This window comes from Mannheimia sp. USDA-ARS-USMARC-1261, from assembly GCF_000521605.1.
Taxonomy (GTDB): Bacteria; Pseudomonadota; Gammaproteobacteria; order Enterobacterales; family Pasteurellaceae; genus Mannheimia; species Mannheimia indoligenes.
Genome location: NZ_CP006942.1, coordinates 1,501,718 through 1,516,117, shown reverse-complemented (window position 1 = coordinate 1,516,117; position 14,400 = coordinate 1,501,718). Strand labels below are relative to the sequence as shown.

The 14,400-nt window shown below is 38.8% G+C and carries 14 protein-coding genes; 11 read left to right on the top strand and 3 right to left on the bottom strand.

Annotated elements, in window-relative coordinates; genetic code table 11:
• The first annotated feature begins 8 nt into the window (after positions 1-8).
• Positions 9-1,850 (top strand): ATP-binding protein, encoded by a 1,842-nt coding sequence (locus X781_RS07255; RefSeq protein WP_025236224.1) that lies wholly within the window; start codon positions 9-11, stop codon positions 1,848-1,850.
• A 12-nt stretch (positions 1,851-1,862) separates the two neighbouring features.
• Here the strand turns inward: X781_RS07255 and X781_RS07250 are convergent, their stop codons facing one another.
• Both X781_RS07250 and X781_RS07245 read right to left on the bottom strand, forming a co-directional pair.
• Complete coding sequence (locus X781_RS07250; RefSeq protein WP_025236223.1) at positions 1,863-2,417, bottom strand: methylated-DNA--[protein]-cysteine S-methyltransferase; 555 nt, start codon at positions 2,415-2,417, stop codon at positions 1,863-1,865.
• A gap of 63 nt (positions 2,418-2,480) precedes the next feature.
• Positions 2,481-3,965, bottom strand: a complete 1,485-nt coding sequence (locus tag X781_RS07245; RefSeq protein ID WP_025236222.1) for an outer membrane protein transport protein — start codon at positions 3,963-3,965, stop codon at positions 2,481-2,483.
• Positions 3,966-4,323: 358 nt separating this feature from the next.
• Between X781_RS07245 and iscR the strand changes: the two genes are divergently transcribed.
• From iscR to iscX, 10 genes are all read left to right on the top strand, one after another.
• Positions 4,324-4,776: a Fe-S cluster assembly transcriptional regulator IscR gene (iscR, locus tag X781_RS07240; protein ID WP_025236221.1), complete on the top strand. Its 453-nt coding sequence runs from the start codon at positions 4,324-4,326 to the stop codon at positions 4,774-4,776.
• A 56-nt stretch (positions 4,777-4,832) separates the two neighbouring features.
• Positions 4,833-6,053, top strand: a complete 1,221-nt coding sequence (locus tag X781_RS07235) for an IscS subfamily cysteine desulfurase (protein ID WP_025236220.1) — start codon at positions 4,833-4,835, stop codon at positions 6,051-6,053.
• 30 nt (positions 6,054-6,083) lie between these two features.
• On the top strand, positions 6,084-6,467 hold the full coding sequence (iscU, locus tag X781_RS07230; RefSeq protein WP_025236219.1) for a Fe-S cluster assembly scaffold IscU: 384 nt from the start codon (positions 6,084-6,086) through the stop codon (positions 6,465-6,467).
• A 108-nt stretch (positions 6,468-6,575) separates the two neighbouring features.
• Positions 6,576-6,899, top strand: a complete 324-nt coding sequence (iscA, locus tag X781_RS07225; RefSeq protein ID WP_025236218.1) for an iron-sulfur cluster assembly protein IscA — start codon at positions 6,576-6,578, stop codon at positions 6,897-6,899.
• A gap of 9 nt (positions 6,900-6,908) precedes the next feature.
• A complete protein-coding gene (gene hscB, locus X781_RS07220) occupies positions 6,909-7,430 on the top strand; it encodes a Fe-S protein assembly co-chaperone HscB (protein WP_025236217.1) in 522 nt (173 codons plus the stop codon).
• A gap of 34 nt (positions 7,431-7,464) precedes the next feature.
• Positions 7,465-8,097, top strand: coding sequence for a DUF2625 family protein (locus X781_RS07215; protein WP_025236216.1), 633 nt, complete (start codon positions 7,465-7,467; stop codon positions 8,095-8,097).
• A 57-nt stretch (positions 8,098-8,154) separates the two neighbouring features.
• On the top strand, positions 8,155-10,008 hold the full coding sequence (hscA, locus tag X781_RS07210; RefSeq protein WP_025236215.1) for a Fe-S protein assembly chaperone HscA: 1,854 nt from the start codon (positions 8,155-8,157) through the stop codon (positions 10,006-10,008).
• A gap of 9 nt (positions 10,009-10,017) precedes the next feature.
• Positions 10,018-10,383, top strand: a complete 366-nt coding sequence (locus X781_RS07205; protein ID WP_025236214.1) for an Imm51 family immunity protein — start codon at positions 10,018-10,020, stop codon at positions 10,381-10,383.
• Between the two features lie 16 nt (positions 10,384-10,399).
• Positions 10,400-10,741 (top strand): ISC system 2Fe-2S type ferredoxin, encoded by a 342-nt coding sequence (gene fdx, locus X781_RS07200; protein WP_025217569.1) that lies wholly within the window; start codon positions 10,400-10,402, stop codon positions 10,739-10,741.
• Complete coding sequence (gene iscX, locus X781_RS07195; RefSeq protein ID WP_006248391.1) at positions 10,741-10,935, top strand: Fe-S cluster assembly protein IscX; 195 nt, start codon at positions 10,741-10,743, stop codon at positions 10,933-10,935. The genes fdx and iscX overlap by 1 nt, the downstream gene beginning before the upstream one ends.
• Positions 10,936-11,121: 186 nt before the next feature.
• Here the strand turns inward: iscX and carB are convergent, their stop codons facing one another.
• Complete coding sequence (carB, locus tag X781_RS07190; RefSeq protein ID WP_025236213.1) at positions 11,122-14,322, bottom strand: carbamoyl-phosphate synthase large subunit; 3,201 nt, start codon at positions 14,320-14,322, stop codon at positions 11,122-11,124.
• Positions 14,323-14,400 lie beyond the last annotated feature (78 nt).

The following is a 14,400-nucleotide window of genomic DNA, read 5'->3' as shown; positions in this document are numbered from 1 at the left end:
TGAAGATTATGCAAGTTAAAAAATTTAGTCAAAAATATGTAAATTGGGTATTAAGATTAGGGCGATTAAGAGCCTCTTTACTCGGTTTTTTTGTGGTCGCCGTTTCCGCAATTTTAATTCAAAGTGGATTAACCTATCTATTTATAGGCAGAGTAGTTGTGGTGGATATCTTACGTTCCATCGCATTTGGCTTAATTTCTGCTCCTTTTGTACTCTACTTTTTTACACTTTTAGTCGAAAAGTTGGAGCGTTCTCGTTTACGCTTAGAAAAAGCAGTAAAAGATCTGGAAGAGCTTCGAGAGCAAGATGCTTATCTCCACGCTAAATTAGAGAAAAACAACCGTGATAAAACGATCTTAATGGCAACGATTAGCCACGAATTACGCACGCCGCTGAATGGAATTATTGGCTTAAGCCAAATTTTGCTTGATGAACAACAAAGCGAAAAGCAGCAAGAATATCTCAAAACCATCAATATGAGTGCAACGGCATTGGCACATATTTTTGGTGATATTATCGATTTAGAAAAAATTGACAGTAGCCGCATTGAGTTGTTTAGAAAAGAGGTTGAATTTGAGCAGTTAATTCAAGATATCGCCAATTTCGGCAACTTTATGGCGGGAAATAAAAATATTGATTTTAAATTAAAATATCCACCGAATTTACCTAAATATATTTATACGGACTACGCCCGTCTAAGCCAAATTTTATGGAATTTAATCAGCAATGCCGTGAAATTTACCCCAACAAGCGGTCAAATTTTGCTGGAAATTTGCCAATTAGAGAAAGAGCAATTTAGTTTTAGTGTGGCGGACTCAGGCATTGGTATTCCTGAAAAAGATCAACGCAAAATTTTCGATATGTTCTACCAAGCTGAAAATTCGAAAGAGAAAAAAGCACAAGGGAGTGGCATTGGTCTATCGGTTTCAAAACGTATTGCAAAACTGATGGGCGGAGATTTAATGGTAAAAAGCCAAGAAAATCAAGGTTCAACCTTTACCCTAACTATTCACGCAGAAAGTACGGAAACCAAGCCTGAACTAGATATTCAAAAGCACGGATTAAAGGTGCTTTTAGTTGAAGACATTGAGATAAATGTAGTGGTTGCTCAAGCAATGTTAGAAAAAGTGGGCTGCGAAGTTGATGTTGCAATGACAGGAGAAGAAGCATTTAAATGCTTTGAGCAAAATAGCTACGACTTAATTTTATTAGACATTCAATTGCCTGATACTACAGGTTTTGATATTGCACAAACATTAAGAAACCGTTATGAAAACGAGGAAATTGATTATTTACCGCTACTTATCGCTTTAACGGCGAATGTCATTCAAAATCAAAAAGATTATCAAGCACAAGGTATGGACGATGTACTTCGTAAGCCTCTCTCTTTAGAAGCCTTATTGAATTGCCTAAATCACTATTTTGATAATGACTTTTTGCAAAAAAATGAAGAAAAACAACCGCTTGTAGCTAATGATTCTGACAATTTATCTTATAACATCGCAATGCTCAATGAATTGGTTAAGGTAATGGGGAAAGCAAATGTTCTTAGCAATATGGATTTATTTGCTGATTTAATGCCAACTTATTTGGAAAATTTACAGCGTTATTTAACTGATTGGCAAATCACAAATTCTGCTGAAAGCCGTAAATTAACGGCGGACGAAGCTCACAAAATCAAAGGAGCATTGGCATCGGTTGGGTTACATCAACTACAACAAATTGCTCAACTTGCCCAGTCTGATAATGGCGAGCAGTGGGAGCAAAATATTGAGAAATGGGCAGAAATCATTAGTTCAAAATGGCAGACTGATTTACAATTAGCTAAGGAATACGTAGAGACGCACTAAGTGCGTCCTACGCTACCATTTCTTTATTTTCGGCTTCACAAATTCAATGCCTTTATCTTGATAGGCTATTCCTTCTAATGCCAGCAGAAAACGTTTATTTGGTAAGCCACCACCAAACCCTGTCAATGTTTGATTTTTACCTAACACCCGATGACAAGGCACTAAAATCGAAATTGGGTTTCGCCCAACCGCTCCGCCTACCGCACGCATAGCACTTGGTTTGCCTAATTTTTTGGCAATTTCACCATAGGTTGTGGTTTCGCCGTGAGGAATTTCACGCAAAATTTTCCAAACAGACTGTTGAAATTCCGTACCTTGTGGAGCAAGAAAATCTAACTGCTGAAAGGGAATTTTTTCCCCTGCGAAATAGCGGTCTAAAATCTCTTTTGTTTTGCAAAAAATTTCTAAAATTGAACCGCTTGTAGAGCTTGCTTTGGTAAATGGTTCAACAGAAGTTGTGCGTTGCTCTTGTTCAAATTCAATATAAATTAACCCTTCGTTTTGGGCGAGTAAAAGTAATCTACCTACTGGGCTTTGGTAATAATCGTAGTAAATTTGAGATTTCATTTTAAATTCAATAAAAAAGAGGTGTAATTTAGTTTACACCTCTTTTAACATTAATTCATTAAATTAGAATTTATAGTTTACGTTTAAACCGTAAAGGTTTGCACGAGCTTTGCTCTTGAATGTAGCTAAACCATCTTCAGAGAAAGTTAAGTTACTACCACGAAGATGTGAGTAACCTACATCAGCAGATAGGTTTGGTGTGAAACGCACTGTAGCACCTACAGAATACCAAGCACGATCTGTATCTGGAATTGAAATTGATGGGTGAGTTACACTTGCACTTTCATCAAATGCGACACCTGTACGCAATGTTAGCATTTCATTCACATCATAGGATAAACCTAATGCTAAACGTTGTGAATCGTTGAAGTTCTCTGTTTTGTGCAATAGGCGATTACCTTGCATATCATAAGCATCTAAGCTTTTGAATTTGCTCCAGTCAGTGCGTTTATAGCTATATTGTGCTGCAAGTTTATCGGTAAGTTTATGATAACCTGAAATTTCCCAGAATGCCGGTAAACGTAGTCTTAGTGAACCATCAATTTCTGCTCCACCAGTAACAGTATTGATTGCAGGAGGATTTGCAACAGGAATAGTATTAGAATATTTACCTTTGAATTTAAGATCAATTTCAGAGTGGTAAGCAAAACCTAAACGGTTTCCTTCATTAATGTTATACACTAAACCAACATTCCAGCCTAAAGCCCATTTATCGCCTTTGAGTTTGTGGATTGTTGTGCTTGCATTAGTGTTTTGAATACCAGCTACTAAGCGTTCTAATTGAGCTGAATTAGTAATTGTTTGGTTTAAACCTCGAGATTGTAATAAACCATTGATGCCGGCTAATAGAGCCGCTTTTTGACCTTCAACAATAGGATTGCTTTTACCTGAGGCAATCGCATCTTCAAGAGCTTTTAGCTGATTAATTCTAGTATCAATGACACTTTTTTGTGCTTGTAATACTTGCTTAGCTTGAGAGAAACGAGCTGCACCGGCACCTAAGAAACGTTCTAATTCTGCTTTTGCGTGTACCGCATTCAGACCTGCACCTAATACAAAACCATAACCTAAATCATAAGCAGCACTGAAATTTACATTCACAGCACTTAATGAGGTGCGACCACCTAAGAAGCCGGCTGAATAGTTAGGATCAAATTTAGATTTTAAGCCGTAGTTTACATTTACACCACCACCAAGAGAAAGGCGATCATTGATAGGTGAAACGATATAAGCATTTGGGACAATAGCAGTAGGAATAATATTTTTATGTGAAGCATCTGTGCCTGTGGCGTTGATTTTTCCTTCAATATTCACATCAGCATCAACTAAAATACCACCTGCAGAAATTTCGGTTTGTTTGAATAATGTCATTAAGGCAGGGTTAGTTGCAACGACAGAAGCATTATCCGCTACAGCCGCATCACCTGCGTAAGCTCTACCTAAACCGGATGTTGAAACTTCAGCTAATTGGAATGCGGCTGCGTGAGCAGTGCCTGCTGAACAAAGTGTAACTAATGATGCAAGTAATGTTTTTGAAAAAATTTTCATAATAAGTCTCTTAAATAATATGAAAAATAGTTAATTTTAATAATAAATTACGATTGTTAAAAATATAACGAACTGATTTTAGAGAGCAAGACGTATGCTATCAATCAATTTTTGCAAAATTTCAACTGTTCCGATCAGTTAAATGTGAGAGTAATGAAATTATATTGTTTATAAATAAGTTTATTTTTTGGTATTTTGGGCTATTTTTTCGTATAATAGATCCATTATTTTTACGTTTTTTTAATATATAAAACCTTTCACACCGATTAGTGCTTAAATGATTGACTAAATTGGTGGGTTATATCAAAATTTACACATTGCTCCAGAGGTTTTCTGGATAAAATTACGAGGATATTTTATGAAACTTACCTCAAAAGGGCGTTATGCAGTAACAGCTATTATAGATATTGCCTTACACGGTAAATTAGAGCCGGTGAGTTTAGCTGATATTTCAGACCGCCAAGCAATTTCGCTTTCATACTTAGAGCAACTTTTTGCTCAACTTCGCCGTGATGGTATTGTGCAGAGCGTTCGAGGTCCGGGTGGTGGTTATCAATTAGGTAAAAAACCGGAAGAAATTAGCGTAGGAATGATTATTTCTGCGGTTAATGAAAATATTGACGTTACTAAATGTAAGGGTAGCGGTAATTGCCGTAAAGATTCTCAATGTTTAACGCATTCTTTGTGGGAGCGATTAGAAGATCAAATTGAGCAGTTCTTAGGGACAATTTCAGTGGCGGATTTAGCCGAGGAACACGCTGATCACGATTGTGAAAAAGAACATTGTCACGAACATCCTCATCATCACTAATTGCAAAATTTTTAATAAAAACAACCGCTTGTGAGTTGTTTTAACTAGGAGTAACAATGAAATTACCAATTTATTTGGACTATGCAGCAACCACGCCAATGGACGAACGTGTTGCGAAAAAAATGATGGAATATATGACCAAAGACGGTATCTTTGGTAACCCAGCTTCTCGCTCTCACAAATTCGGTTGGGAAGCGGAAGAAGCGGTTGATGTAGCTCGTAATCAAATTGCTGACTTAATCGGTGCAGACAGCCGTGAAATCGTTTTCACGTCTGGTGCAACTGAGTCCGACAACCTTGCAATTAAAGGTGCTGCACACTTCTATCAAACAAAAGGTAAACACATCATCACAGTTAAAACTGAACACAAAGCGGTATTAGATACTTGCCGTCAGTTAGAGCGTGAAGGTTTTGAAGTAACTTATTTAGATCCTGAAGAAGATGGTTTATTAGATTTAGCAAAATTTGAAGCTGCAATTCGTCCGGATACCATTTTAGTGTCAGTAATGCACGTAAATAACGAAATGGGCGTAATTCAACCAATTAAAGAGATCGGTGCAATCTGCCGTGCGAAAAAAATCATTTTCCACGTAGATGCAACACAGTCTGTTGGTAAAATTGAAGTGAATGTACAAGACTTAAATGTTGATTTAATGTCTTTCTCAAGCCATAAATTATACGGACCAAAAGGTATCGGCGGTTTATATGTTTGCCGTAAACCACGTGTTCGCTTAGAAGCGATCATTCACGGTGGTGGGCACGAGCGTGGTATGCGTTCAGGCACATTACCTGTTCACCAAATCGTAGGTATGGGCGAAGCATACCGTATTGCGAAAGAGGAAATGGCAAGCGAAATGGCTCGTTTAACCTTATTGCGTGATCGCTTATACAACGGCTTCAAAGATATCGAAGAAGTGTATGTAAACGGCTCAATGGAAGAAGGCAAACGTGTAGGTTCAAACTTAAACATCAGCTTTAACTTTGTTGAAGGTGAGTCTTTGATGATGTCATTACGTGATATCGCAGTATCATCAGGTTCAGCTTGTACTTCTGCAAGTTTAGAGCCTTCTTATGTGTTGCGTGCCATTGGTCGTGATGATGAGTTAGCTCACAGCTCAATTCGTTTCACATTAGGTCGTTGGACAACGGAAGAAGAAATCGATCACACTATCGAAATCGTGAAAAAAGCGATTGTGAAATTACGTGAACTTTCTCCACTTTGGGAAATGTTCAAAGAAGGTGTGGATCTAAGCAAAATCGAGTGGAACCATCATTAATTAATAAATTAAATTGGAAGGAATACAAAAATGGCATATAGCGAGAAAGTAATCGATCATTACGAAAATCCACGTAACGTGGGTACATTTGATAAAGAAGCATCAGATGTAGGTACAGGTATGGTAGGTGCACCTGCGTGTGGTGATATTTTACGTTTACAAATTAAAGTAAACGAGCAAGGTATCATTGAAGATGCACGTTTTAAAGCATACGGTTGCGGTTCTGCAATCGCATCAAGCTCGTTAATTACCGAGTGGGTAAAAAGTAAATCTTTAGATGAAGCAGGTGCAATTAAAAACAGCGACATCGCAGAAGAGCTAGAATTACCACCGGTAAAAGTTCACTGCTCAATTCTTGCAGAAGATGCGATTAAAGCAGCGATCGCAGACTATAAAGAAAAACAAGCGAAGTAATATGATACAATAAATGCAAGCGGTCGATTTTTGCAAAAAATTTGCAAAATTTTACCGCTTGCATTTGCTATTTCTATCTTGATTTAATCCATTCACATAAGGACACCTATGAGTATTACCTTAACAGAAGCCGCCGCAAACCGAGTTCGTACATTCTTAGAAAACAGAGGCAAAGGTATAGGCTTAAGGCTTGGCGTAAAAACGTCGGGTTGTTCGGGCTTAGCCTATGTACTGGAATTTGTTGATGTATTAAATGAAGACGATAACGTATTTGAGCAACACGGGGTAAAAGTGATTGTGGACGAAAAAAGTCTCACTTACCTTAACGGCACGCAATTAGACTTTGTAAAAGAAGGCTTAAACGAAGGCTTTAAATATACCAACCCAAATGTAAAAAATGAATGTGGTTGTGGCGAAAGCTTTAGTGTGTAAGGAGAACAAATGAGTAACCCATTTACACTTTTTGAACTGCCTGTTCAATTCCAACTTGATAACGCCCAGCTTTCGGAGCGTTATCTTGCTTTACAAAAACAGCTTCATCCGGATAATTTTGCCAGCCGTTCTAGTGCAGAACAACTTGAAGCAGTACAAAAATCGGCAGATGTGAATGATGCACTAAATGTTCTTAAAGATCCGATTTTACGAGCAGAATCTATTATTGCAATCCATACAGGTGAAGCTAAAAATCTCGAAGAAAAAAGTATGCGAGATGTGGATTTCTTAATGCAACAGCTTGAATGGCACGAAAAACTCGAAACCATTGAACATCGTAAAGATGAAACTGAACTAACCGCTTTTTTAAAACAGATTAAAATAGAACAAAAAACAGTACTTCAACAGCTTGAAACGGCATTAAATGCAGAACAATGGCAAAAAGCCAATGCCCTAACCGATAAATTACGATATTTCAAAAAATTAATTATTCAAATTGAGAAAGTAGAAGAAAAGTTGTTTGAAATGTAAATATAAGCGGTCTAATTTTATTAGGATTTTGCAAATGAAAAGTTTAGAAGAATTATTAGATAAACAATCCGCTTGGCTAATTTTAAGAGACTGGTTTGCCCAAGCTAAAAACCATTACCAGATTTTGGTAAGTTATCCTGAAGATGCCGGCTCAGCACTAGTCGGAATGCAGCTTTCCACTCGTTCCCCACTTGGAGCAATGCTTTATGAAACAGGTGGTGTTTTAATTGATCACGGTTGGTTACGCATTTTAGGCTCGGGCAATGAAAAATTGCCGCGAGGTTTATTTGATTGGAACTTCGGTAAAACTTTTAAGCAATCGGGTGAGCAACCAAGCCATTTGCTGATTGCGGATGATGCGATTGGTGGTTATTTTGCCATTAATGCAGGTGGAGTTGGGGCTGATATCGGCAAAGTGTATTACCATCACCCGAAAACGCATAAATGGGAAAATTTAAATTTCGGCTATTCTGAATTTTTAGGCTGGGCGTTAGCGGGCGATTTAAATGCTTTTTACAAGGCATTTCGCTGGGAAAATTGGCAAGCCGATGTGGAAAAATTGCAAGGTCATCAAATTTTAGATTTAAACAGCAAAATTGCGGTGCCGATTGAACGCCACTACCAAAGCATCTTTGCCCCTGAAAATATGGGTTATTCGGTGGCTTAGTTTTAACTCTCTCCCACAAGGGGAAAGAGTAATAGAATTTAGAGAGATAAAAATATAATGGCATTATTACAAATTTCTGAACCGGGTCAAACCGCTGCACCACATCAACATAGATTAGCAGTAGGAATTGATTTAGGCACAACAAATTCATTGGTTGCGACTGTTCGTAGTGGACAAGTGCAAGTGCTGTTAGATGAACAAGAAAGAGCATTAGTGCCATCGGTCGTGCATTACAGCGAAACTGAAAAAACAGTCGGTGTTGAGGCTTTTGCAAAAGCAGCACTTGATCCACAAAATACGGTTATTTCCGCTAAGCGTTTAATTGGGCGTTCGCTTGCTGATGTTGAGCAACGTTATACTAATTTACCTTATCAATTTAATGCGAGCGAGAATGGCTTGCCGCTCATTCAAACGGCACAAGGGAATAAAAGCCCGATTGAAGTTTCAGCAGATATTTTAAGCCACTTAGCACAATTCGCAGAAAAACGTTTAGGCGGAGAATTATCGGGCGTAGTCATTACTGTTCCTGCTTATTTTGATGATGCACAACGCCAAAGCACCAAAGATGCAGCACGTTTAGCTGGTTTGAACGTATTACGTTTATTAAATGAACCAACGGCGGCGGCAATTGCTTACGGTTTAGATAGCGGACAGGAAGGTGTGATTGCCGTTTATGATTTAGGTGGCGGTACTTTCGATTTATCTATTTTACGTTTACGCAAAGGCGTATTTGAAGTACTGGCAACTGCAGGTGATACCGCACTCGGTGGTGATGACTTCGACCATTTATTAGCTGATTGGATTTCCGAACAAGCTAATTATAAACCCCAAACTGCAAGCGAACAGCGTGAATTATTAACCTTAGCGACTCAAGCAAAAGTTGCTCTTTCACAAGCGGTCGAATTTGAGGTGAAATTTGCAAATTGGACAGGCACAGTCAGCCGTTTGCAATTTAATGAGCTAATTCAACCGCTTGTAAAACGCTCATTAATGACTTGTCGCCGAGCATTGAAAGATGCTGGTGTAGAAGCTGATGAAGTATTGCAAGTAGTGATGGTTGGCGGTTCAACCCGAGTGCCTTTTGTGCGTGAAAGCGTGGGCGAATTTTTTGGTAAACCACCTTTAACTTCTATCGACCCGGACAAAGTAGTGGCAATTGGTGCAGCAGTGCAAGCGGATATTTTAGTTGGCAACAAACCAGATGCTGATATGTTATTGCTAGATGTTGTACCGTTATCGCTTGGCATTGAAACAATGGGCGGCTTGGTGGAGAAAATTATTCCACGCAATACCACTATTCCTGTCGCAAGAGCCCAAGAGTTTACTACAGCGAAAGATGGTCAAACTGCAATGACTATCCACGTGCTACAAGGGGAGCGTGAGTTGGTAGAAGATTGCCGTTCATTAGGTAAGATTTCATTACGTGGAATTCCGCCAATGGCAGCCGGTGTGGCACAAGTTCGCGTAACTTATCAAGTGGATGCAGACGGTTTATTGAATGTAACGGCAATGGAAAAATCGACGAAGGTTCAAGCATCTATTCAAATTAAACCATCTTACGGCTTAACTGATGAAGAAGTTACTCAGATGATTAAATCTTCTATGACAAATGCGAAAGAAGATATGGAAGCCCGTCAGCTTGTTGAACAAAGGGTAGAAGCAGACCGTGTGATTGATAGTGTCGTAGTGGCATTGAAAGAAGACGGTTCGGAAGTGCTAAGCATTGAAGAATTTAAAGCGATTGAAGCAGAATTAGCTCGTTTAATTGAGTTAAAATCAGGTACAGATCGCCTAGCAATTCAACAAGGAATTAAAGATTTAGATTTAGCTACGCAAGAATTTGCCGCACGTCGTATGAATCTATCTATTCAAAAAGCGTTGGCAGGGAAAAAAATGGACGATCTTGCATAAGGAGCTTTTATGTCTAATTATGTAAAAACCGAACTCTCAGAGCAGTTTAGAATTGTTGCGGTGGAATTTGATTTAGAAGATAACCGTATTTTTGAATTGGGCGAGCGGATTAATGCTGAATATGAAGTCGCTTATATGAACGGCTATAATTGGGCGGCATTTTTAAGAGCTTATCTTAGTATTTATCGACCAAGCCTATTAGAGTTATTAGAGGAAGATCCGGAAGCCGAATGTTATTATGTAACTTATCCGCTTTCGGAGAAAAGCAAAGAAAAAGCGAGAGAATTGAAAAATATTATCGTCTATTTGGTTGAAAATGAAGACGAAATTTTAAACTTCATTGGTGAGCATATAGATAATATTGAATGGGATTAATTAAAGGAAAATTAAGATGCCAAAAATTGTATTTCTTCCACACGAAGAGTTCTGCCCAGAAGGTATGGTTGTTGAAGCTAAAGCTGGGGATAATTTATTAGAAGTTGCACACGATGCCGGTGTTGAAATTCATCACGCTTGCGACTGTTCTTGTGCTTGTACCACTTGCCACGTTGTGATTCGTGAGGGCTTTGACTCTTTAAACGACACAACAGATCAAGAAGAAGATATGTTAGACAAGGCTTGGGGCTTGGAAATGGACAGCCGCTTAAGTTGTCAATGCATTGTGGGCGAAGAAGACTTAGTTGTTGAAATTCCAAAATATAACTTAAATCACGCAAATGAGGCGGCACACTAATGAAATGGACAGATACCCGAATGATCGCAGAAAATCTGTATGATATGAATCCGGATTTAGATCCAACCACCGTACGTTTTACCGATATGCACAAATGGATTTGCGAAATGGAAGATTTTGATGATGATCCGGAAGCATCAAACGAACATATTCTTGAAGCAATTTTAACGATTTGGTTAGAAGAGTACGAGTAAATAATTCATTCCCTCTTTATATTTTAAAGAGGGATTTTATTTAGCATAATGGACAAAATTAAGGAGAGCCAACACTTTTGTCCATTATGCCTCTATTTAACATTTAAGGCTGAGATAATACAGCCCTTTAAAATTATAAGGGTAGCCAATTAATTTAGGCTACCCTTAAGTTTTAATATGATTCTTTTACAAAGAATGGAGCTCTTGTACAGAGTAAACATCAAATTGCTGAATATGTTTGATCCCTTCAGCAATAGCCTGTGCTGCTGCAATAGTAGTATAAATTGGTATACGTTGCTGCAATGCAGTACGGCGAATCGAGTGACTATCAATGATGACTTCTGGATCGCCATTAACTGTATTAATAACTAATGCAATTTCTCCATTTTTGATTGCATCAACAATATGTGGTCGTCCCTCTCGAACTTTATTTACGGTTTGAACAGCAATTCCGTGTTCACCCAAAAATTTTGCTGTACCGGAAGTTGCACATAAACCATAACCTTCTTCTTGGAAACGTTTAGCAATAGCAATTACACCTGGTTTGTCTTGCTCTATTACAGAAATAAATATTTTACCGACTTTTGGAATCCTCTCACCTGCTCCTAATTGAGCTTTAAAGAATGCTTCAGCGAAAGTTTTTCCAATTCCCATAACTTCACCGGTAGAACGCATTTCTGGTCCTAAAATGGTATCGACGCCAGGGAATTTTATGAATGGGAATACTGCTTCTTTGACAAAGAACTTGTTTGGAACGATTTCTTCCAATGCTTTCAATTCAGCTAAGGTTTCTCCTGCCATCACTCGAGTAGCGATTTTTGCTAATGGTTGCCCTGTCGCTTTACTTACAAAAGGTACGGTTCGGCTGGCACGTGGGTTCACCTCTAGTACATAAATAATATCATTTTGTACTGCAAATTGTACATTCATTAATCCTTTTACACCTAATGCAAATGCCATTGCACGAGTCTGTTTGCGAATTTCATCAAGAATTTCACCGCTTAGCGAGTAGGCAGGTAATGAACAGGCACTATCGCCACTATGAATCCCGGCTTGTTCAACGTGTTGCATAATTCCACCAATGAGGACATTCTCACCATCACAAATACAGTCCACATCAACCTCAATAGCATTATTTAAGAAATGATCTAGCAGAATTGGGCTATCATCAGAGACAGATACTGCTTCACGCATATATTTGTTTAGCTCATCATCATTATATACAATCTGCATTGCTCTCCCACCAAGCACATAAGATGGGCGGACCACCAGTGGATAGCCAACTTCATTTGCTAATTGGACTGCTTCAAACACATTGCGAGCGGTACGGTTAGCTGGTTGTTTTAAGTTAAGTGAGTATAGAATTTGCTGGAAGCGTTCGCGATCTTCTGCTACATCAATACTATCGGCAGAAGTACCGATAATATTTACCCCGTTCTCGTGTAATGCATTCGCAAGCTTGAGAGGTGTTTGTCCGCCATAGTGAACAATTACCCCCCACGGTTGCTCAACTCTAATCACTTCTAATACATCTTCAAGTGTTAGTGGCTCAAAGTAGAGGCGATCAGAGGTATCAAAATCCGTTGAAACAGTTTCTGGGTTACAATTCACCATAATAGTCTCAAAGCCAGCCTCTCTTAAAGCAAGTGAGGCGTGAACACAGCAGTAGTCGAACTCAATTCCTTGTCCGATACGATTTGGTCCCCCTCCTAAAATCATCACTTTTTTGCGGTTACTCGACTTAGCTTCGCATTCTTCTTCATAAGTAGAGTAGAGATAAGCGGTATCAGATGCAAATTCTGCAGCACAGGTATCAACTCGTTTATATACGGGTAAAATACCATTGATGTGACGATAATCTCTTACTACTTTTTCACTCACCTTAGTTAACTGTGAAATTCGTTTATCTGAAAAGCCTTTACGTTTTAAACGGCGGATTTCTATGGCATCTAACTCACTAAATGCTTTTTTCTCCAATGCAAGTTCTTCTTGGACGAGATCCTGAATTTGTACCAAGAACCAAGGGTCAATTTTAGAATAGTGGTGAACTTCTTCTAATGAAAACCCAGCTCCGAATGCATCGGCAACATAGAGAATACGGTTTGGACCAGGAGCAGAAAGTTCACGGCGGATAGTCTCAGGTTCTTCAGAAAGTAAGTTAAAACCACAAATTCCTGTTTCTAAACCTCGTAATGCTTTTTGTAAACTCTCTTGGAAAGTTCTACCCATTGCCATTACTTCACCGACTGACTTCATTTGGGTAGTCAAACGATCATCTGCATTGGCAAATTTTTCAAAGGCAAAACGTGGAATTTTAGTTACAACATAGTCCAATGTTGGCTCAAATGAGGCTGGAATTAATCCTCCAGTAATATCATTACGTAGCTCATTCAATGTATAGCCAACAGCCAATTTTGCCGCAACTTTGGCGATTGGGAAACCAGTTGCTTTTGAAGCAAGAGCAGAAGAACGGCTCACACGTGGATTCATCTCAATTACAATCATTTCCCCATTTTCAGGATTGATTGCAAATTGCACATTTGAGCCACCGGTATCTACACCAATTTCACGTAATACGGCAAGAGAAGCATTTCTCATAATTTGATATTCTTTATCAGTCAATGTTTGAGCCGGTGCAACAGTAATTGAGTCGCCAGTATGTACACCCATTGGATCGAAATTTTCAATTGAACAGATAATAATGCAGTTATCTGCTTTATCTCGCACTACTTCCATCTCATATTCTTTCCAGCCTAGTACAGACTGCTCAATTAATAGCTCGTGAGTGGGAGAGGCTTCAAATCCTCGTTCGCAGATCGCCATAAATTCATCACGGTTGTAGGCTATTCCACCACCTGATCCCCCCATTGTAAAAGATGGGCGAATAAGGGTTGGAAAACCGACTTCTTCTTGAGCAATAAGAGCTTCTTCAAAGCTATGGCAGACAAAAGATTTTGGTGTATTTAAACCGATTTTGGTCATCGCCTCTTTAAAACGTCCGCGATCTTCAGCTTTATCAATTGCATCTTCAGTTGCACCGATAAGCTCTACATTATATTGCTTCAATACACCGTGTTGGGAGAGTGCTAGAGCACAATTCAATGCCGTTTGTCCTCCCATCGTGGGGAGGATAGCATCAGGTCGTTCTTTCTCAATGATTTTTGCAACTGTTTGCCACTCAATTGGCTCGATGTATGTAACATCAGCCATATTTGGATCAGTCATAATTGTAGCCGGATTGGAGTTTACTAAGATGACTTTATAGCCTTCTTCACGCAAAGCTTTGCAAGCCTGAGCCCCTGAGTAATCAAATTCACAGGCTTGCCCTATAACGATAGGTCCTGCACCAATAATTAGGATTGTGTTTATATCTGTTCTTTTTGGCATTTTATTTTTCTCTTTTGTAGATCGGAGCTTGGTGTCCGATATTAAACTAGGTGTACGATTGGGCGTAAGTGCCTAATT

Excerpts from the sequence above, each read along its gene's own strand:
- iscA (WP_025236218.1), top strand. The coding sequence starts at position 6,576 with ATGAGTATTACCTTAACAGAAGCCGCCGCAAACCGAGTTCGTACATTC.
- iscU (WP_025236219.1), top strand. The coding sequence starts at position 6,084 with ATGGCATATAGCGAGAAAGTAATCGATCATTACGAAAATCCACGTAAC.
- hscA (WP_025236215.1), top strand. The coding sequence starts at position 8,155 with ATGGCATTATTACAAATTTCTGAACCGGGTCAAACCGCTGCACCACAT.
- X781_RS07215 (WP_025236216.1), top strand. The coding sequence starts at position 7,465 with ATGAAAAGTTTAGAAGAATTATTAGATAAACAATCCGCTTGGCTAATT.
- iscR (WP_025236221.1), top strand. The coding sequence starts at position 4,324 with ATGAAACTTACCTCAAAAGGGCGTTATGCAGTAACAGCTATTATAGAT.
- X781_RS07250 (WP_025236223.1), bottom strand. The coding sequence starts at position 2,417 with ATGAAATCTCAAATTTACTACGATTATTACCAAAGCCCAGTAGGTAGA.
- X781_RS07245 (WP_025236222.1), bottom strand. The coding sequence starts at position 3,965 with ATGAAAATTTTTTCAAAAACATTACTTGCATCATTAGTTACACTTTGT.
- hscB (WP_025236217.1), top strand. The coding sequence starts at position 6,909 with ATGAGTAACCCATTTACACTTTTTGAACTGCCTGTTCAATTCCAACTT.
- X781_RS07255 (WP_025236224.1), top strand. The coding sequence starts at position 9 with ATGCAAGTTAAAAAATTTAGTCAAAAATATGTAAATTGGGTATTAAGA.
- carB (WP_025236213.1), bottom strand. The coding sequence starts at position 14,322 with ATGCCAAAAAGAACAGATATAAACACAATCCTAATTATTGGTGCAGGA.
- X781_RS07235 (WP_025236220.1), top strand. The coding sequence starts at position 4,833 with ATGAAATTACCAATTTATTTGGACTATGCAGCAACCACGCCAATGGAC.
- X781_RS07205 (WP_025236214.1), top strand. The coding sequence starts at position 10,018 with ATGTCTAATTATGTAAAAACCGAACTCTCAGAGCAGTTTAGAATTGTT.
- iscX (WP_006248391.1), top strand. The coding sequence starts at position 10,741 with ATGAAATGGACAGATACCCGAATGATCGCAGAAAATCTGTATGATATG.
- fdx (WP_025217569.1), top strand. The coding sequence starts at position 10,400 with ATGCCAAAAATTGTATTTCTTCCACACGAAGAGTTCTGCCCAGAAGGT.